The following is a 19,958-nucleotide window of genomic DNA, read 5'->3' on the forward strand; positions in this document are numbered from 1 at the left end:
TACTCCTTTACTCTGAGACTACTTGTCACAAAATGATTTTGCAGTGGAATACGATGACTTTTTTTAGCGACCTTACCTTGATCTTTTTCTAACTTTAATATTTTAAGAGAATGGTGCGTCAAAAGATAGCATAATTGCAATCCCTTTTGTTTCGTTTGGCGTAATCGTCATCAAAAATGATGATCCAAAGTAAGCGCGCAAACGTTCGTTTACATTTTGCAACCCAATTGAGTCATGCAGTTCAATTTGATCACTCTGCAATTTTGTTTGAATCAATGCTAGCTTTTGCACTGAGATCCCTTTGCCGTTATCCCGAATCAAGATCTTGACTTGTCCATCAACTAAGCGCGCTTTCACGCTGATAGCATTGTCATTTCTAGAAAAATCGATACCATGAACAAAATAATTTTCGATCAACGGCTGAATTGAAAATTTCGGTAAAACCAGTTCCTTCAATGCCTCATCGATCTCAAAGTGATACGCAATTCGATCTGGATACCTCATTTGATATAAATACACATACTTTTCACAAAAACTCAGCTCTTTTTCCAAGGTTGTGGTCTTAGCCTGATCAGTATTATTCCGAAGTAAGGTGGAAAAGGCGTACACAACATCCGCAAGCTCCTCACTCCCCTCACTTAAGGCGTACATGCGAATATACTCTAAAGTGTTATATAAAAAATGCGGACTGATTTGCGACTGTAATGCTCTCATATGTGCATCTTGCTGCTTGATTTCCAGCTTATAAATATCGGAAATATACTGCTCAATATTATCCAGCATCGTGTTAATCCCGATTGAGAGCTCTTTTAACTCAAATTGCGTCTCCTGTTCATTGATTCGCGTATTCAAGTCTCCTTCAGATACAAGCGCCATCGAATCCATAATAATATCAACTTGCTGAGAATACTTCGTAAAGGTGCGATAAAGTAAATATAACAGCAGTAAAATCAGCACCAAACCACCCAGCATCAAAATACGCAGTTCAAAAAGAACATGCGTCAGAATTTTCTCTTTGGAGACTGTCACTAAAATATCAAACCCACTTGTTGTCTGCAGATGTTCCAATATATTGTCTTCCATCAATTTTTGGATCGGCAACGCAGATGTTTCTTTCATTTTTTGTTGAATCAGTTGTTGCTCTATCCCGTTATTCTTTTCTGTATAGGTCAATAGTTGATACCCTGTGCTGGAAAATACATAAGCAGATAATCCATCGAATGTCGTTAAATGAGTCAAACTATCGATTATATCTTTTTGAGAGAACTCAACATAAAAACTTCCTAGAACTTCTAAGGTCACAGGATTCGTGATTGGATAGGCTAAATAAAACTTATTATTCAGACGCGGTGTCCCATTGATTTTCTTACCACTCTTATCTTCTACACTAGAAAGATAGTAGTCATTATAATTGTTCAAAACAATGATGATCGATTCGATATTATCATACATGGTATAAAAATTTTTTACTTGGCCTGGCAAAAATAAGTAGCTACCACTCTCTAATTGTTGATCAAAAGAATACGTCAAATACTCTGAAATCGACATATCCATATAACGATTTAAATTGTTGATTTTATCTTGATTGTCTCTCAAACTATTCAACATGGTTTTACCTTGTATGTTCTTATCATTGATCGAGCGACTGATTGTATCTACAGCCTCTTGAGCGGTGATCTCCCCTCTTCCCATTGACTGCCAATAGGTATTCATACCAATACTGAACATGCCAACCAAAATCAAGGAAACAAGGATCAAGGCATAATTTTTCAGCAATCGATTCAGTAACGTTTTTTCATTAAAGGAAGAAGGTTGCTTTTTACGCATGAAGTTCCAATCGCTGATCGATCGTTTGCCGCCATGATTTGGTCGCAGTGAAACTCCAGATTTGAATCATAGAAAAAGTGCCGAATAAAATTAAGCCTTTGAATTTCCACGTGACAAATAAAATCACACTTACACCAATCGCGATTTTCAATAAATTTGTAAAATTAGATAATGTTGAAATGAATGCTAGCTTCAACAAATTTTTTAACCCGATCTCATAATAGCTGTCTAATAATAACGTGTACTGAAAAGTAACCAATGCATAAATCATTGCAAAAACTAAAAGAAAATCGATCATCAAAAAGGACAAGCCTTGGATTTGAACCGATAAAAACAAATTGTATGCTAAGAGTGCTAACAATAAAATAGTACCGTAAAAAAGCACATTCCCTCTAATAAAATTCTGCTTAAAACGACTCCAGCCTTCTTTTAACGTGATCTCTTTGTAATTGAATTCGTGACTGATAAATAATTCATTGATCGTTTTCAGAGCTGGACCAATACCAGCTACAAGCAACCCGCAACAGCTGAATAACCAAAAAAACAAATTTAATTTTACAATGACCCAGATTTTAATGAATAACGTTTCTAATGCTTTTCCAACCATCTAACTCGCCCTTTCTTTATCTCTATTAATATAATAAATAACTATTAAGGATATTCCAAATAAAAAAATTGCTGCATAAAATAATACTACGCATTTTAATCCAATTATTTTTTAAAAGAACCAAGCAAAAACGATGCAGCATCGAATCACTTGGTTCCACGGACTATACCTGTTTTATTTTTTCAAAAACTCATCGTATTGTTTTTGCATTTCAGTTAAAACTTTGTCATATCCGGCATTAACAAGTGCTTCTTTTAGTTTAGGAACAGTTTCTTCTGGATCAACGGTTCCCGTATTCAAGCCGTCCAAATATTGACTCATAACGTTTGCGATATTACTCATTTCTGTTTTTACATTTGACGTCACAAAGTTAAACCCTAAAATCGGAGATGTTTCTGCTTTAGCAATTGATTCGTCACGCTCTTTGATCATTTCATCCGTAATACTATCTTGTGTGTATAAGATTTTGTTATTTCCGGTATTCCAAGCAGGTAAGTGAGTATTTGGTTTGTAACCATCTAACAACTTGATTTTGTCTTCTTTACCAGAAATTTTTTCCCACGCTTCTCCTTCAATACCCCAAACTAAACCATTTAACAACTCTGGATCACTATTGATTTGACCTAGCACTTCTACAGCTTTTTCTTTGTTTTTAGACGTATTTGAGACAACAAAGTTAGCCATCCGGGCTTGATCACTTGACTTCAATGGTGTGGTAAAAGCTTTAGATACTAATTCTTGTCCTGCAGCGTTACTTAAAATCGTATCACCATAATCGTAAGGACCTTGTGTCTCTTGACGAACGAACCAAGTATTTCCTTCCAATGGAAACTCTGTATTACTTGTTGCTGCATCTGATGGAATATAGCCTGCTTGATACCATTTATGCATTGTTTTTAGGGAATCCATAAAGTCTTTGTCTTCGTACTGGTTGATGATTTTTTTCGTATCACCATTTAGACTGACGGCAAACGGATAACCATTCCAATTGGAAAATCATAATCGCCTTGTACTTTGAATCCTTGACCGATCGCAAAAGCTGCAATATTCGGTTCTTTTTCGTGGAACGTTTTCAACACACTTTCAGCATCCTTATATGTTTTAATGCCATCGATCGATAAATTGTACTTATCTAAATACTGTTTGTTGAATGTCAGCACTTGTTGGGAATAAACATTGCCATTCACAGGAAAGGCATATAACTTACCATCTACTAAATTCCCTTTGATGTACGCTTCATCTAACTGGTCATAAGCATCTTTAGCAAACTTCGGTGCTAACTCTGTTAAATCAGCATAAGCTCCTTTTTGCGCATTTGGCACATAATTATCAGCAAAAGCAATATCATAATTTTCACCTGAAGAGACAATAACACTCATTTTCTTCTCGTAATCGCCCCAGCCAATGTATTGGATGTTTAGTTTAGCCCCTGTTTTCTCTTCAATTCTCTTATTGGCAACTTCCATCAACGCATCATAATTCTCAGGTTTATCCCCGATTTGATACATCAGTAAGGTATTCTCATCTGCCTTTTTACTACTTCCGTCCGTCTTATCCTTACTTCCTCCACCACATGCTGTTAACGCACCTAAAAGAACCACTGCTGCACTTAAACCGACTACTTTTTTCCACGTCTTCATTCCTGTTCCTCCTTGTAATTTAAAATAGTAACAACGTTTTGCTTCACTTCACCTTTTACTTTTCAACATCTGTTCATTTTAGTAAAAGCTTCGTGAGCTAGACAATTGCAAAAGCGTAGCTAGCTTTTTTATTCCTTCACTCCGCCAATCGTTAATCCTTTGACAAAATACTTTTGGAAAAATGGATAACTGATCGCAATCGGTAATGTCGAAATAACCACGATCGCCATTCGAGCAGATTCTCCCGGTATCGCTGCCATCCCGCCAGATAATTGACTACTAGCTCCAGCGTTTTGAGTCAGGTATTGAATATTATTTTGAATCTTCATCAATAAATATTGCAGTGGAACCAAACTATCTTTTTGAATATATAAGAGTGCATTAAACCAGTCATTCCAATAGCCTAAGGCCGCAAACAAACTGATCGTTGCAATTCCCGGCACTGCTAACGGTAACACGATTTGAATAAAAATCCGCATCTCAGAAGCGCCATCGATCCTAGCCGACTCGATAATCGAATCAGACACTGAGCGTTTGAAAAAGGTCCGCATCACAATAATATTAAACGGACTGACCGCCATTGGCAAAATCAACGCCCAAATCGTATCTTTTAATTGAAGTAAATTTGTCATCACGATATAGTTTGCGACCATTCCTGGTGAGAATAACATGGTGATCAAACAAAACACTGTAAAAAAACGACGGAATGGAAAATTAGATCTTGAAATCACATACGCATAAAGTGACGTCGCTGTACTATTGATCAAGGTGCCAACTACTGTAACTAACACTGTCACAAATAACGCTTGAAAAATTTTATCCTGCATCTGATCAAATAAATAAGTATAACCGAACAAACTAAATTCCTTAGGCCAAAAACTATAACCGTTCGCGGCTAATGCTGTTTCATTCGTCAGTGAGATTGCGACAACAAACAAGAACGGCAAAATGCAAGATAGAGCAAAAACAGCGATCAAAATATTAAAAAAGAAGTTGACTGGTTTATTAAACGAACGAATTGCTACTTTTGAAACTGGCTTTTTCCTCAATGTTTTCACTCCTCCTTAGAATAATGCCGAGTCATTGTCGAAGCGACGAACGATCCCGTTTGTAATCATCAATAAGACAAAACCGACTGTTGATTGATACAATCCAGCTGCAGCTGTCATCCCGATATCTCCAGTAGCTGTCAAGCCGTTAAAGATATACGTATCTAAAACAGACGTAACCTGATACAACGAACCTGAGTTTCGCGGAACATTATAGAACAAACCAAAATCCGCTCTAAAAATATTTCCCACAGCTAAAATCGTCAAGATCGTCATTAGAGGTAATAATTGAGGAATTGTAACATTCTTGATTTGCTGCCACTTACTTGCACCGTCCACCATCGCAGCCTCATAATAAGTCGATCGATCCCCATAACAGAAGCAAAATAGATGATACTATTATAGCCGATCCCTTTCCACGTCCCGATAAAGACTAAGATAAACGGCCAATATTTCGCCTCACTATACCAATTGATTGGTGTACCTCCACGACTTGTGATCCACTGATTGAAAATCCCTTTGTCTGGGCTTAAAAAGGCATACACAAAATACCCAATAATAACCCAAGATAAGAAGTACGGTAAAAGAGACATCGTTTGATAGACTTTTACCAAACGCTTATTCCGTAATTCACTCATTACGATTGCAAAAAATACAGAAATGACAAGGTTTAATGTAATAAACGTCACGTTGTACAACACTGTATTTTTCGTAATCAAGAAGGCATCATTCGAAGAAAACAAAAACTTGAAATTATCCAAACCAACCCAGGGACTCGTTTTCAAACTAGCGATAAACCCATCTGGTGAAATATGAAAATCCTTAAAAGCGACCACATTGGTCAATACTGGAATGTAAAAGAAAAAAATCATCCAGACCATTGCAGGGATCGCCATCAAGATCAATGCTTTATATCGCCATATATTCGTAAAGAAAAGCGAGCTCTTTGATTTTTTCTTCATTTCCCCAACTCCTTTCATCAAATTGTCTACAATAGAATTGTAGCGCTTTCAAATAGAAATAAAAATAAACAAAATATAGATATTCTTATAGAAAATATAGATGTTGGGAAAAATACATCAGATAGCTTACTTAACGAAGCACTGTTAATCAGTATGATACAATGAAGGCATAAAATCGATTGGAGGAACTCCCATGCAAATTTATCAAAACACAAAAATCGCTAGTAACAAGTGCTTGTATATTTCTGGTCAAACACCAAGCAAAGAGGGACACACACCACAAAGTATTGAAGAACAAACAGAGGTTGTATTGGAAAAAATCACAGCCGCTTTACATGAGCATGATTTAACAGTAGATGATTTAGTCAAAATCACTATTTATATTACAGACGTTTCTTATTTATTAAGCGTTAGAGGTGTGTTAGCAGATTTTATAGGGGAGTCAAAACCAACCGCTACGTTAGTCGTTGTTGCAGGGCTGATTGATCCAGATTTTAAAGTGGAAATCGATGGTATTGCCGCATTTTAAGCTTAAAAATCAAAGAGAGTAAGTCCCAATGGCATTAGGACTTACTCTCTTTGATTTATACCGTTTTTACTAATTTGCTTGCATCAATTCTAATGGAGAATCGATTTTACCTTCAACTTTCTTTCCTTCAAAATGATCATATGCTGCTTGTAGAGCCAGTTTCCCCATTTCAACGGGTTGTTGCGCAACTGTGGCTGCCATTATTCCGTCTTTCACTGCTTTTACACCATCTTCATTGCCATCAAATCCAATAACAAGTACATCCTTTTTACCAGCAGCTTTCAATGCTTCCACAGCACCCAACGCCATTTCATCATTTTGGGCAAACACAGCTGTAATATCAGAATTGGACTGTAACATATTTTCCATAACACTCAGCCCTTTAGCACGGTCAAAATCAGCTGATTGGCTTTGAACCACTTTCAACTCTTTTTCAGCAATATTCTCAAATCCCTTTCCACGTTCACGAGTAGCAGAAGCGCCCGGAGTCCCTTCAAGCTGAACAACTTTTGCTCCTTTACCAACTTTTTCCACGATGAAGTTCGCTGCCATTTCTCCACCTTTTACATTATCAGATGCAACTAGGGTTAAAATATCGCCCCCATCAGAGTTTCTATCTAGTGCGATCACAGGGATGTTCGCTTCATTGGCAGCTTCTACTGCCGGCTGGATCGCTGAAGAATCAACCGGATTAATCAATAGTACATCGACGTTTTGTTGGATCAAATCATCAATATCATTACTTTGTTTTGAAGCATCATTTTGAGCATCAGAAACAATTGTTTTCGTTTTATTTTCATTTGCTAATGTCGTGACACCGTCTTTAACTGAAACGAAAAATGGATTATTCAATGTAGAAAGACTTACCCCAACTTTTAGATCTCCAGCTTTTTTCTCTTCAAATTTTGCGTCTTCTTTAGACTCGTTATTCCCTAAAGTTGCTGCACCACATCCTGATAAAAATAACCCTGTTGCCATCATTGAAATGAATAATTTTTTCATAGCCATTTTCTCCTTCACTAAATTATTTATTTTGTTTTCTATCTAATAAAACTGCGATAATAATTACTAACCCTTTGACAATCTGTTGATAGAAACTGGACACGCCTAACAAATTCAATCCATTATTAATTGTCCCAATAATCAGCACCCCTATCAACGTTCCAAACAAGCGTCCTTTTCCACCTGACAAACTAGTACCACCTAACACAACTGCAGCAATCGCATCCATTTCATAAGATTGACCTGCTGTCGGTTGGGCCGAATTTAAACGAGAAGTAAGGATAATACCTGAAATCGATGCCATCAATCCTGAAATCGTATAAATGATAATTTGAACTTTATCAGTTTTAACTCCAGCGATTTCCGCAGCCTTTAAATTTCCGCCAACTGCATAGGTCTTTTTACCAAACGCAGTTTTATGAAGTAACGTATATAATAGGAAGAAAAATACCAACATAACAATAATCGGAAACGGTACGCCAAACAAATAACCTTTCCCCATAAATTGGAAGATAAAACTCTTACCAATTCCTGTAATTGGATTTCCATCGGTGTAAACTAACGTTGCACCGCGATAGATCGTCATTGTTGCTAAAGTTGCAATAAACGGTGCCATTTTCCCTTTAGTGATCAACAGTCCATTGATCATTCCTAAAAAGGCGCCCAGAACCATCCCAAACAACATCGCTAACACCGGAGAAAGACCATTAGCAATCAGTCCTGCTGTCAATGCACCTGACAAAGCCAATGTCGAGCCTACGGATAAGTCAATCCCACCAGTTAAAATAACAAAGCTCATCCCAAATGCAATCAAGGCATTGATGGACACTTGACGTAATAAGTTCAATAAATTATTAGGTGTGATAAAGCTAGGATTTAACACAGTTACAACAATTACTAAAGCTACTAATGCAAGTAATGGTCCCAAAGATCCTAAGGCGACTTTTTTCTTTTTTGTATTTTCCATGCTCAAATTCCTCCTGTAGCTAAGTTCATAATTTTTTCTTGTGTTGCTTCAGCTTTTAAAACTTCCCCTGCTAATTGTCCTTCTTTAACCACGATGATTCTATCACTCACACTCATCACTTCTGGCAGATCACTCGAGATCATAATAATTGCAACACCTCGTTGCGCTAATTCATTCATCAACAAGTAAATTTCGCGCTTTGCACCAACATCTACACCTCTGGTTGGTTCATCTAAAATCAACACTTGAGGACCAATCCCGATCCATTTAGCTAAAACTACTTTTTGCTGATTCCCACCTGACAAACTGCTAGCTGCGACATCTTTATTTTCCGCCTTAACCACTAAACGTTTAAGTAATAATTCCACAAATTCATCCATTGTTTTTTGTTCCAGTAAACCATGTTTACTAAATTCATCAACAGAAGGAAGTACGATATTATCTTCCAAGCTAAAATCAAGAATCAAGCCTTCATCTTTGCGGTTTTCTGTTAAAAAACCAATACCCTTTTTGATTGCCTCTGATGGTTTGCGAATAGTGATTTTCTCTCCATTTAATAGAATTTCTCCTGAGTCATATCCATCAATTCCAAAGATCCCTCTCATGATTTCCGTTCTTCCTGATCCCATTAACCCCGAAAAACCAAGAATCTCTCCTTCTCTAACTGAAAATGAAACATTCTCAAAAAGACCAGCCGAAGTTAAGTTTTTTACTTCAAATTTCACATCACCGATTGGGTTCGTTTTTTCCGGATAAAAGTCCCCAATATCGCGGCCTACCATATCTCGTACAATTCGATTTACATCAACATCGGAAATTTGATAAGTGCTGACAGATATACCATCACGCATAACGGTGATTCGATCACATAAAGCAAAAATTTCTTCCATTCGATGAGAGATATACACAATGGCTACCCCATTATTTTTCAATCCTCGAATGATTTTAAATAAATTATCAATTTCCGTTTCTGACAATGCCGCTGTTGGTTCGTCCATAATCAGAACTTTTCCATTGCTCATCAATGATTTGGCAATCTCCAACATTTGTTGTTGTCCAACAGATAACGTATCAACTTGGGCATTCAAGTCTAATGAGATGTGCAATTCATTGAATATCTTGTTGGCTTCTTCTGCCATTTTCTTGTTATCCAATAATCCAAGCGTTGTTTTCAATTCTCGATTAAGATACATATTTTCTAATACAGTCATATTTGAAAACGCATTCATTTCTTGGTGAATAAACGTAACGCCAAATGTTTCTGCTTCTTTGGCATTTTTGAAATAGTGTTCGGTTCCGTCAATATAGATTTCTCCAGCATCACGTCTGTGTAAACCTGTCAAAATATTCATTAAGGTAGATTTTCCAGCTCCATTTTCACCCATCAAGGCATGGATTTCCCCAGACCTTAACTCAAAATCAACGCCTTCCAATACTTTATTTGTGCCAAAACTTTTACTGATTCCTATCATTTTAACTTCCATGAGATTCCTCCTCTCATTTTCTAAAAAATTACTGCTGATTGCAAAATAATATTAGCATACGGTGTATCTTCTCCAGTCCGAATCACAGCTTTAACTTCTTTGCTCAGTTGTTTAAATTCATCATGAGAAACATACTCTACCTCTGGGAGCAGCTCCATGAGCTGCTCGTGTAATTCGCCATTATTCTCCTTAATTTCTGTCGCCAGTATAGCCTTTTCTACGGCTACTTCTGACAAGATAACTTCCAAAACAGAATAAAATGAGGGACTTCCCAGTTTTAAAGAAATATCGATCTGCTTGACCTGTTCAGGAACAGGCAGACCACAATCACCGATAATAATTCGATCGGTATGTCGCAGATCATCTACAACTTTAGCAATTTCAGAATTTAAAATACCTCTCTTTTTCATAAGCTAGTCACCACCTGCTCATAGATCGGAATACCACTTTGTGCACCTTTCGTTTGAATCGCAATGGCTGATGCCGCATTCCCAAGTTCCAGACTCTCTTCAATTGTTAGTCCTTCTAGTATTCCCTTTGCAAAATAGCCGTTAAACGTATCTCCTGCACCTGTTGTATCAATGACCGCTGTCACTTTTTGTGCAGGTACAAGTATTTCTTTTTCACCATCAAAGAATATTGCTCCTTGATCCCCCAATGTGATGATTAACTTATTCGGATATCTTCTCAAGATTTCTGCGCGTTCTTTATTTTCAAATAGCAATACTGCTTCATGCTCATTTGGGGTTAAATAAGTTACTTTTTCAATGTATTCTTCAGCGATTTTTTTGGCTGGCGCGGGATTGTACAAAACCTGAATGCGATGAGTTGAGCAAAAATCAATAACATATTCAATCGTTTCTATTGGAATTTCGTTTTGTAAAATGACCATCTCCATTTGTTGGAGTTGTTGTTGATATTGCTTCACGACATCAACCGTGATTCGATCGTTTGCTCCCGGAATAATAATGATTCGATTGTCGCCATCCATTACCTGAATGTGTGCAGAACCACTGTCTACAGTATCAAATAGTTGGATCATTTCTGTATTAATACCATTATTTTTTAAATTATCGATCAGCGATTGGCCAAAAGCATCCTTCCCTACAGCCCCGATCATTGAAACATCTAAACCAGAACGACTTAAAGCGATGGCTTGATTTGCTCCTTTACCACCAAAAAATGTCTGAAAACTTTCTCCTACCAGCGTTTCTCCTTGATTTGGAATCATTTCAGTTGTTACAACAAAATCTGTTGATATACTGCCAATTACTGCTACTTTTTTCATTATTTCATCTCCATCCACAATGTGTAACCGGTTACCTATAATCATACATTAACACCATTCAGCGAAAATGTAAACCTTTTCAGCGTAAACTTTCTCCTTTTTGCAACATGACCGGTAAGATTTTTTCTTGTTTTTCCCCTGTTTCTCCTGCTAAAAGCTGTATCATTAATGTTGCGGCCGTTTCGCCAATTTCATAAACAGGTTGCTTAATTGTTGTTAATTTAGGATAGGTCATATCTGAAAAAGGAATCCCATCATAGCCCATTATTTGTAAGTCTTTAGGGATCGACAAGCCTTTTTGTTGCGCTTTTTGCATAATTTTTAATGCTAGATAGTCATTCGAGGCGATCACCGTATCAATATTCTCGTACTCTTTAAAAAAAGTATCTGAAATTTTATCCACTTCATTGACGTTAAATGAACTTGTTTCAAATACTTGGTAATGATCTGTTTGTCCTTTTAAAGCATCTTTTAGTCCTTTCAATCGCTTCTTCGCACTCTGAAAGGCTAAATCCCCAGTGATGATCAAGATATTTTTAAAGTTCGTCTTTAGAATTTCTTCTCCAATTATTTTGCCACCTAAATAGTCATCTGGTAGTACCTTGTTAAAATCGCCCGCATACACTCTATCGATCCCAACAACTGAAATATCTGTTAAAGGCTCAATTGGCAACGCTGTGATGATGCCACTCACATTATTTTGAATGAACGTCGTGATATATTGCTGGAGCTGTTCTTTTGAATCTGATGTGTTTGCTAACAACATCATATAGCCATTTTTGATCAACGTTTCTTCAATGCCTTTGGCTAATAAAGGAAAATAAGGATTCGCAATATCAGGTAGTAAAACACCAATGATTTTTGATTTTTTTTGAAACAATGAGCGTGCTACTTCGTTTGGAACATAGTTTAACTCTTCTATTGCTTCAGCAATCTTTTCCCCTGTTTCATTTCTTACATACCCGTTTTTATTAATATATCTAGAAACACTGGCCACAGATACACCAGCTTTTTTTGCCACATCTTTGATTGTTACCATTTAAGGCACCCCTGTCATGTTTTCTTGTATCTTTATTTTAGAGGAAACGCTTGTAAAAAGATAGCTAGACAATAACACAAAGCCATTGACTATAGATTCTATTTCTAATAGTCAATGACTTCGTCATCAGATATTGATTATTCTTTCACACTTTTTAAAATATAATAGCCTTTATCTTTCGTTACGATTTCTACATTACCAAAAACTTCTGCCATTTTTTTCTCGGCACTTGGTGCACCTTGTTTTTTCTGGATCACTACAGTCAGTGTTCCACCAACTAAAAGTCTGGGATGGGCTTCACTTAAAATTTCGTGAACCACTTTTTTCCCCGCTCGAATCGGCGGATTGCTAATAATTGCAGCGTATTCCTTTTCATGAACATCGGCATAAATATTTGAGGTATGGATATCGACATTTTCAATGTGATTTTTCTTTGCATTTTCTTGCGCTAAAGCCACCGCACGTTGATTGACATCGATCATTTCTACCGTTCTATCGCTTAGTGTTGCTAGGGTTAAACCAATTGGACCATAACCGCAACCAACATCTAACAGCTTTCCTTCTGGTAATTCTGCCCATTCGAAGGCATCGATCAACACACGGGACCCAAAGTCCACTGTATTACGGGAAAATACCCCGCTATCCGTTAAAAATTGAAACTTCTTCCCTCTTAATTCAAACGACCACTGCTCTAAATCATGCGCTAGATCTGGATTTTCTGTATAATAATGATTATTCATTTTCTTCTTCCTAACTATTTTCTTTTGTCATCAGTCTACCTTTTATTTCACGAACAATCAAGGCAGCGAGTAAGTCATAACCCGTTTTAGAAAAATGTAGTCCATCTGCTTGTAAAAATTCATCTGTGCCGGGGTAAACGACCATAGCTTTGTATACATCGATGACAGGAATTTCATATTTTGCTCCGATCACTTTTACTCGTTCTACGTATTCCCGAATGCGGTCATCATCCCGAGTTGGTTTTCTGGCACAATCCACATATGGTGGTGTGAGTAGAATAACTTTTTCTTTCCCGATTTTAGTGATCATTGTTTCGATATTTTCTGCGTATTGCTCTAAAGGAACTAAGTTATCCGTGTTTGTGTCATTAGCGCCGAAAAAGATTGTTACGATATCCGCTTGTTCTGCTAATACTTCCTTTTCCAAACGTTTCATAGCATCTTGTGTGGTGTCTCCTGGCATTCCAGCATTTGCGATCATGACTTCTTCATAGTTTTGCGCTGCTAGGTCTTCTGTAATTAGGTTTTGTAAAATCGGTGTGATAGCTTCTTCGCCATATCCTGCTGTGATGCTATCTCCAAATAAAACGATTTTTTTCATTACGTATTTTCCTTTCTTAACTTGTTTTCTTTGTTTATCATACCATTGAAAAGACAGTTTTGCCGAGGCAAAGAATTATTTTAGCAGTAAAAATAAAACAACCTCTACCCTATCCAATCATACTATTCACATTTAACTAATATCCTTAAAAATTGACTAATTGTCACAATCATATTGAAACAGTAATTTTTCCATTATACAATAAAGTTAAACGAAATAAGATAGGAAAACAGAAGTATGAATAAAAGAAGAATACTAGGCCTCGCCTCACTATTATTTTTAGTTGCGCTTGGCGGATGCCAAAAGACAACTGCATTAAAAACAAAAGAATACGATCTAGCTATTATTGATTCAAAAAACATCACAACCTTTCTTGAAAAAGACGATAAACTAGAAAAAGTGGAACAACTTAAACGAGCAGACGGAAATCTAAATTTTGGGCGCAACAATTTCTGGGAAATGGATAATCATTACTACACAAAAACCTCTGACAATCCCAAACTTGACGTTTCCTTAGCAAAAATTGGTCGTGACTTATCCATTGATCTTGTCAAAGCTGAAGGAAATGATGCCTATACTTCAAATATAGATGGGGAATTTTTTTATACTACCGCCTGTTTTAGTGATCGAACAGAATTTTGTAAGTATGATAAGAACTTGAAACTTCAGCTGAAAAAGGAACTCCGCAAAAAAGAAAATATCCTAACCAATCAATTGATTCCTCTAGGAGAGTATCTCTATGTCTTATGTGGCTATACTAACCCTGATGACGGATCAAGTAAAAATATGTTAGTGAAAATGACGAAGGAATTTGAAGTGATCGAAGAAACAGATTTAGGTGATGAAACAAGTGCCTACATGAGAATGGTTCATTTTCAAAATAAACTTTATATTACAGAAGCCAATACTGACATGGGTGCAAATGGTGAACCAGGAGAAGCAAATCGAGTACTTGTATATGATCTAGCAACAAAAAATAAAGAGTATCTCACTTTGACTTATCCTTATCCAATGGAAATATATGTAGACGAGCCAAACGAAAACCTGATCATTCGCCACTATGAGCTATATGTAAAAAGCTATACATGGACCGTTTATAGCTTGAAAGAACAATCTGAATCGTTCATTCATTTTCCTGAATATGAAAAATTGGAACAAGAAAAACATATAAATCCTCCATTTTTCACTCAGGATACTGGTTATTACTATTTTATGTTCGATGATCAACTCACTAAATATGATCCTAAAACGAATACACCTATAAAACTAGACTTGTCAGCCTATGACTTTGAAGATACAAGTGCTTTGATTATGAATAAATAAGAATACACAACAAAACTCTACTTTAACCACTCAGTAGGGTTTTGTTGTTTTATGAAAGATGCTATAATAAGCACAGAAATAAATGTTGGCTTTGGTGGAGGAACCGATGGACGATAAAATGAATTATTACCCCATTTCACGGAAGGAATGGCAGGGCTTCTATCATAACGGCAAAGCGCCGCTGACAGAAGAAGAATTAGAAGATATTAAAGGCTTCAATGATCAAATTTCATTGCAGGATGTGCAGGACATTTACGTTCCCCTGACCCATCTGATTCACTTATATATGAAAGAATTTGAGTCTTTAACTGTTAGCAAAGGGCTGTTTTTGCATGAATATGTACCTGTTCCGCCTTTTATCATCGGGATCGCTGGTAGTGTGGCTGTTGGAAAAAGTACCACCGCTCGCCTGTTGCAGCTGATTTTATCCAGAACCTTTAAACGCCGCAATGTCCAACTGATTACGACGGACGGCTTTTTGTATCCGAATAAAGTGTTGGAAGAAAAAGGTATCATGGATCGTAAAGGATTTCCTGAAAGCTACGACATGGAAAAGTTGATCGACTTTTTAAACCAAGTCAAAAATAGCCAAGAAGAAATCAAAGCACCACTTTATTCTCATAGTGTATATGATATTATCGAAGGCGAATATGAAGTGATCCAACAACCAGATATCCTGATCGTTGAAGGAATCAACACACTGCAATTGCCAGCAAATCAGCAAATTTACGTCAGCGACTTCTTTGACTTTTCCGTCTTTGTAGATGCGGAACCGAAGCTGATTGAAAAATGGTATCTTGAACGATTTGGCGCCTTACTTGATACGGCCTTTCTTGATCCAGATAATTACTATTATCAATATGCGATTGGCAATCGTGAAGATGCCTTTGCAATGGCTAAAGAAGTTTGGAAAACTGTGAATTTGAAAAACTTAGAGGAATATATCTTGCCAACTCGAGGTAGAGCGGATATTATACTTCATAAGACTGAAAATCATATTATTGATGAGATATTTATGCGTAAGTATTAAAAGAAAGGCTGAACGAACTCGTTCAGTGCTGACAGAAAAATAGGGGAAACTGATTGTGGCGCTTTTTGTCACTAGCCTTTTTCATCTTTTTTCCGAAGCACTAGTTCGTGAAGCTAGATCACAAAGTATCACTTAACTTGATTCTAAAAAGGTCAAAAAATTCTTTTTGACCTTTTATTAGATAAATCTAAATGGATAGGGGTAATAAATGTGACCAATGTTGCCGATTTGACAACTGTCGAAAAAATTATTGTTTTAGACTTTGGTAGTCAATATAACCAATTGATTACTCGACGTATTCGTGAATTTGGCGTGTTCTCAGAATTATTGAGCCACCGAATCACAGCGGATGAAATTCGCGAAATGGCACCAAAAGGAATTATTTTCTCTGGTGGCCCAAATAGTGTTTATGATGAAAATGCGTTTAGTATCGATCCTGAAATTTATGAATTAGGCATTCCAATTCTAGGGATTTGTTACGGTATGCAACTGATGATGCATAATTTAGGTGGAAAAGTTGAACCTGCTGGCAACCGTGAATACGGCAAGTCAGAGCTATCACTTTTGATTCCTGATTCACCTATTTTTAAAGGAACACCTGAAAAACAAATTGCTTGGATGAGTCATGGTGACTTAGTCGCTGCTATTCCAGATAGCTTTGAAACGGTGGCAACTAGCGCAGATTGTCCATTTGCAGCTGTTCAAAATACAGAACGTAACCTGTACGGTGTGCAATTCCATCCAGAAGTTCGTCACTCTGAATATGGGAACGATCTATTACGTCACTTTACCTTTGATATTTGTCATTGCGAAGGCGACTGGACAATGGGTAACTTCATCGAAATGGAAATCAACAAGATCCGCGAACAAGTCGGCGATAAAAAAGTCCTTCTTGGCCTTTCAGGCGGCGTGGATTCAAGCGTTGTTGGTGTGCTTTTACAAAAAGCGATCGGCGATCAATTAACATGTATCTTCGTGGATCATGGTTTATTGCGTAAAGGTGAAGCAGAACAAGTAATGGATAGTTTAGGTGGGAAATTTGGCTTAAACATCATTAAAGTTGATGCGAAAAAACGTTTCTTAGATAAATTAGCTGGCGTTTCTGATCCAGAAGAAAAGCGTAAAATCATTGGAAACGAATTTGTTTATGTTTTCGATGACGAAGCGACAAAACTTGATGGTATCGACTTCCTAGCACAAGGAACTCTTTATACAGATATCGTAGAAAGCGGCACTGAAACAGCGCAAACAATCAAATCTCACCATAACGTGGGCGGATTGCCGGAAGATATGCAATTTGAATTGATCGAACCGTTAAATACTCTATTTAAAGATGAAGTTCGTGCTTTAGGGATCGAATTAGGTATGCCGGAAGCTCTTGTTTGGCGCCAACCGTTCCCTGGTCCTGGTTTAGGGATTCGTGTTCTTGGTGAAATTACTGAAGATAAATTAGAAATCGTGCGTAACTCTGATGCGATTTTACGTGAAGAGATCGCTAATGCTGGTTTAGATCGTGATATTTGGCAGTACTTTACTGTGTTACCTGGCATCCGTAGTGTGGGTGTAATGGGTGATGGCCGTACGTATGATTATACTGTGGGCATTCGTGCAGTGACTTCGATTGATGGGATGACAGCTGATTTTGCTAGAATTCCTTGGGATGTGTTGCAGAAGATTTCTGTGCGGATCGTGAATGAAGTGGATCATGTGAATCGGATTGTTTATGATATTACGAGTAAGCCACCTGCTACTGTGGAGTGGGAATAAAGAGCCAACGTAATAAGAATGGGGAATGCCGATAAATCAACGTTTTTCAACTTATGAAATGCTTGATTTTCATTAAAAATGATATGGTTCCCTACCATTTTCCCTACCAAAAACCCCTGTCAGGATAACGCTTGACAGGGGTTTATTTTTTATGAGCCTACTTTTTATAGCATCCTCAAATTGTTTTCTTTATCTAGCTCTAATATTTTCTAAACATAAGATATACCCTGCAAAATCTCCCCAGCGTTTTCTATCTTCTGACGAGCCAAGTTTTTCTATCCAACTAGTATCTAGTTCTAATTGCTCAGACAACTTATAAAAAGTCTTTAAATTGATCATGAAGGTATTGTGACAGCTAGTTCTTAATTTATCCTTTTCCTGTTTCTCTTCCCTAGAAAAATAATTCCAGTTAGTTCTCATATTAGAATACACTATAGCTGAATCTATGACTTCTTTCCATAGCTCATGTAAATATTCATCTTTGCATTCCAGTACATTAAAAATAGAGTTGTAAATTTCCAATGCTTCTTCGAAAGACATTGAATCATTTTTTTGTAGATAAGCAGTATAATCAAGCATTCTATCATCCCCCTCTTATAATATATACCATATGATTGATTTACATTTTTTCAAGTTATTCTTTATACTTCCATTCAAATTACAGTTACGTGGAAAATACTCTTTAAACAAATGATAAAACATTTGTAGTCTTTCTCAATCATTCCTAACTGAACTTGCTTAGCAGCTTATTTTTAATACGATTTATTTTCGTAAAAATGTAGTATAATTAAGAAACAGGAGGATTTTTATGAGAAAATATAAAGTCGTAAATACAATTTTTTTAATAGCAATTATTGGTCTTTTGGCTGGAGTTATTTTTGATTACAATCAAAATAAAGTAATTCCAAACTTTTTTTTCATGGATAAATTTGGACTAGAGTACGTAACGGCATATTGGGCTGGCATTGGAACAATTTTAGTTTTAGTTCCTACTCTATTGAATATTTTAATGGTGCGAATGGAACAAGTTTCAAATGAACACAACAATAAAATTTTAAAAGAAAAAGAAGAATTACTATTTATAAAACGAAATTTAGATAGATCAATAGCAAATTTAGATTCAAATAATTCTGAAAGACAATGTTTATCAGACATTAGAGATATCGAGGAAGCTATAGATAAACAAATACTGGAGCCAAGAATAAATACAGAAAATTCAGGTATGCTTTTAGCTGATGATTTAGTCATAGTCTTATCAGATTATCTCCACTCTCTTCTTAAAGATAAGAAAAAATGTGTTCGTGCTGATGCAAGATATTTGTTGAGATACCTCTACTCCACTACTCATATAATAGATTTCTGTGAATACAATGACCTTCATATAGGCAAATTTAAGGATGAATATTTATATTTAGAAACATTAAATGAACGTAATCTATATACTTTAAGCAAGGCAACATTTGAAAACGTCACCTTTGATTCAACTAATTCTTCGTTTAAAGAAATAATCTCAAATTTTATTTTTAGAGGAAGTTCTTTATTTAAAAATTGTATATTTAAAGGGGATAACACTTTCAAAATACATAATAATTTACACTTGTACTTTGATAATTGTATTTTCTACGGTTCTGTAGAATTTAACTCAAGAAATGGGAATAATGAATATAGTGATATCATAATAAATAAATGTACATTTAATAATTTTACTTCGCTAGGCTACTTAAATTTACGCTCAATAAAAATTAAAGACAGTGTTTTTTCAAGCGCTACTAAATTTTCAGATATGTCCGTTTCAGATGTTGAAATAGAGGGAAATAAATTCTTCAGATTCTTTGATATGCAACAATCAAATATTAAAAGTATGTTCTATTTACTTAACTCATCTTTTGAAGATGATTGCTTTTTGACAGGTTCAAGACTTCCAAAATATGGTACAAAAATTTATGGTTTAAAATTTAGTAAAGAGTCAATTTACCCCTTAAGTTTTAGTGCGACAATAGTATATAAAAATGAGGAATATGATTTAGAACAAGGAATGTTAAAAAGTGTCGAAGAAGATGGCACTATAGTATACAGATTTGAGAAAGAAAAGATTTAGTAAAA

At 36.2% G+C, this 19,958-nt stretch carries 17 protein-coding genes and 2 pseudogenes; 5 read left to right on the plus strand and 14 right to left on the minus strand.

The window, feature by feature from the left end; translation table 11 throughout:
* Window positions 1-102 precede the first annotated feature (102 nt).
* The 5 genes and pseudogenes from V192_RS0105830 to V192_RS19435 form a co-directional block, all read right to left on the minus strand.
* On the minus strand, window positions 103-1,827 hold the full coding sequence (locus V192_RS0105830; protein WP_025869884.1) for a sensor histidine kinase: 1,725 nt from the start codon (window positions 1,825-1,827) through the stop codon (window positions 103-105).
* Window positions 1,820-2,434 (minus strand): YesL family protein, encoded by a 615-nt coding sequence (locus tag V192_RS0105835; protein WP_025869886.1) that lies wholly within the window; start codon window positions 2,432-2,434, stop codon window positions 1,820-1,822. Before V192_RS0105835 ends, V192_RS0105830 begins: the two co-directional genes overlap by 8 nt.
* A 174-nt stretch (window positions 2,435-2,608) precedes the next feature.
* A pseudogene (locus tag V192_RS19430) lies at window positions 2,609-4,074 on the minus strand (ABC transporter substrate-binding protein).
* 128 nt (window positions 4,075-4,202) lie between these two features.
* Window positions 4,203-5,123: a carbohydrate ABC transporter permease gene (locus V192_RS0105845; protein ID WP_025869888.1), complete on the minus strand. Its 921-nt coding sequence runs from the start codon at window positions 5,121-5,123 to the stop codon at window positions 4,203-4,205.
* A 15-nt stretch (window positions 5,124-5,138) separates the two neighbouring features.
* Window positions 5,139-6,085 (minus strand): annotated as a pseudogene (locus V192_RS19435) (ABC transporter permease).
* A gap of 193 nt (window positions 6,086-6,278) precedes the next feature.
* Here V192_RS19435 and V192_RS0105855 point away from each other — a divergent pair.
* Entirely contained in the window at window positions 6,279-6,614 is a 336-nt protein-coding gene (locus tag V192_RS0105855; RefSeq protein ID WP_025869890.1) for a RidA family protein, read from the plus strand.
* Between the two features lie 69 nt (window positions 6,615-6,683).
* Here the strand turns inward: V192_RS0105855 and V192_RS0105860 are convergent, their stop codons facing one another.
* The 8 genes from V192_RS0105860 to V192_RS0105895 form a co-directional block, all read right to left on the minus strand.
* A complete protein-coding gene (locus V192_RS0105860; RefSeq protein WP_025869892.1) occupies window positions 6,684-7,616 on the minus strand; it encodes a D-ribose ABC transporter substrate-binding protein in 933 nt (310 codons plus the stop codon).
* A gap of 22 nt (window positions 7,617-7,638) precedes the next feature.
* The gene (locus V192_RS0105865) at window positions 7,639-8,583 is read right to left on the minus strand and encodes an ABC transporter permease (RefSeq protein ID WP_025869895.1); all 945 of its coding nucleotides are present in this window, start codon (window positions 8,581-8,583) and stop codon (window positions 7,639-7,641) included.
* Between the two features lie 2 nt (window positions 8,584-8,585).
* A complete protein-coding gene (locus V192_RS0105870; protein ID WP_025869897.1) occupies window positions 8,586-10,067 on the minus strand; it encodes a sugar ABC transporter ATP-binding protein in 1,482 nt (493 codons plus the stop codon).
* Between the two features lie 20 nt (window positions 10,068-10,087).
* Window positions 10,088-10,477: a D-ribose pyranase gene (gene rbsD / locus V192_RS0105875; RefSeq protein WP_025869900.1), complete on the minus strand. Its 390-nt coding sequence runs from the start codon at window positions 10,475-10,477 to the stop codon at window positions 10,088-10,090.
* Complete coding sequence (rbsK, locus tag V192_RS0105880; protein ID WP_025869902.1) at window positions 10,474-11,355, minus strand: ribokinase; 882 nt, start codon at window positions 11,353-11,355, stop codon at window positions 10,474-10,476. Before rbsK ends, rbsD begins: the two co-directional genes overlap by 4 nt.
* A gap of 79 nt (window positions 11,356-11,434) precedes the next feature.
* On the minus strand, window positions 11,435-12,394 hold the full coding sequence (locus V192_RS0105885) for a LacI family DNA-binding transcriptional regulator (protein ID WP_029948143.1): 960 nt from the start codon (window positions 12,392-12,394) through the stop codon (window positions 11,435-11,437).
* Window positions 12,395-12,531: 137 nt separating this feature from the next.
* Window positions 12,532-13,134, minus strand: coding sequence for a class I SAM-dependent methyltransferase (locus tag V192_RS0105890; protein WP_025869904.1), 603 nt, complete (start codon window positions 13,132-13,134; stop codon window positions 12,532-12,534).
* Between the two features lie 10 nt (window positions 13,135-13,144).
* The gene (locus V192_RS0105895; protein ID WP_025869906.1) at window positions 13,145-13,735 is read right to left on the minus strand and encodes a GDSL-type esterase/lipase family protein; all 591 of its coding nucleotides are present in this window, start codon (window positions 13,733-13,735) and stop codon (window positions 13,145-13,147) included.
* A 237-nt stretch (window positions 13,736-13,972) separates the two neighbouring features.
* Here V192_RS0105895 and V192_RS0105900 point away from each other — a divergent pair, with 237 nt between their 5' ends.
* The 3 genes from V192_RS0105900 (at window position 13,973) to guaA (ending at window position 17,855) form a co-directional block, all read left to right on the plus strand.
* Window positions 13,973-15,058, plus strand: coding sequence for a hypothetical protein (locus V192_RS0105900; RefSeq protein ID WP_025869908.1), 1,086 nt, complete (start codon window positions 13,973-13,975; stop codon window positions 15,056-15,058).
* A 106-nt stretch (window positions 15,059-15,164) separates the two neighbouring features.
* On the plus strand, window positions 15,165-16,088 hold the full coding sequence (gene coaA, locus V192_RS0105905; protein ID WP_025869911.1) for a type I pantothenate kinase: 924 nt from the start codon (window positions 15,165-15,167) through the stop codon (window positions 16,086-16,088).
* Window positions 16,089-16,298: 210 nt separating this feature from the next.
* Complete coding sequence (guaA, locus tag V192_RS0105910) at window positions 16,299-17,855, plus strand: glutamine-hydrolyzing GMP synthase (RefSeq protein WP_025869914.1); 1,557 nt, start codon at window positions 16,299-16,301, stop codon at window positions 17,853-17,855.
* A gap of 189 nt (window positions 17,856-18,044) precedes the next feature.
* Here guaA and V192_RS21985 read toward each other — a convergent pair whose 3' ends face one another.
* The gene (locus V192_RS21985) at window positions 18,045-18,434 is read right to left on the minus strand and encodes a hypothetical protein (protein ID WP_025869918.1); all 390 of its coding nucleotides are present in this window, start codon (window positions 18,432-18,434) and stop codon (window positions 18,045-18,047) included.
* A gap of 229 nt (window positions 18,435-18,663) precedes the next feature.
* On the opposite strand from V192_RS21985, the gene V192_RS0105920 reads away from it, so the two are divergent.
* Complete coding sequence (locus V192_RS0105920; protein WP_025869920.1) at window positions 18,664-19,953, plus strand: hypothetical protein; 1,290 nt, start codon at window positions 18,664-18,666, stop codon at window positions 19,951-19,953.
* Window positions 19,954-19,958: the final 5 nt, after the last annotated feature.

The sequence above is a fragment of the Enterococcus crotali genome (assembly GCF_000633635.1).
In the GTDB taxonomy this organism is placed as follows: Bacteria; Bacillota; Bacilli; order Lactobacillales; family Enterococcaceae; genus Enterococcus_L; species Enterococcus_L crotali.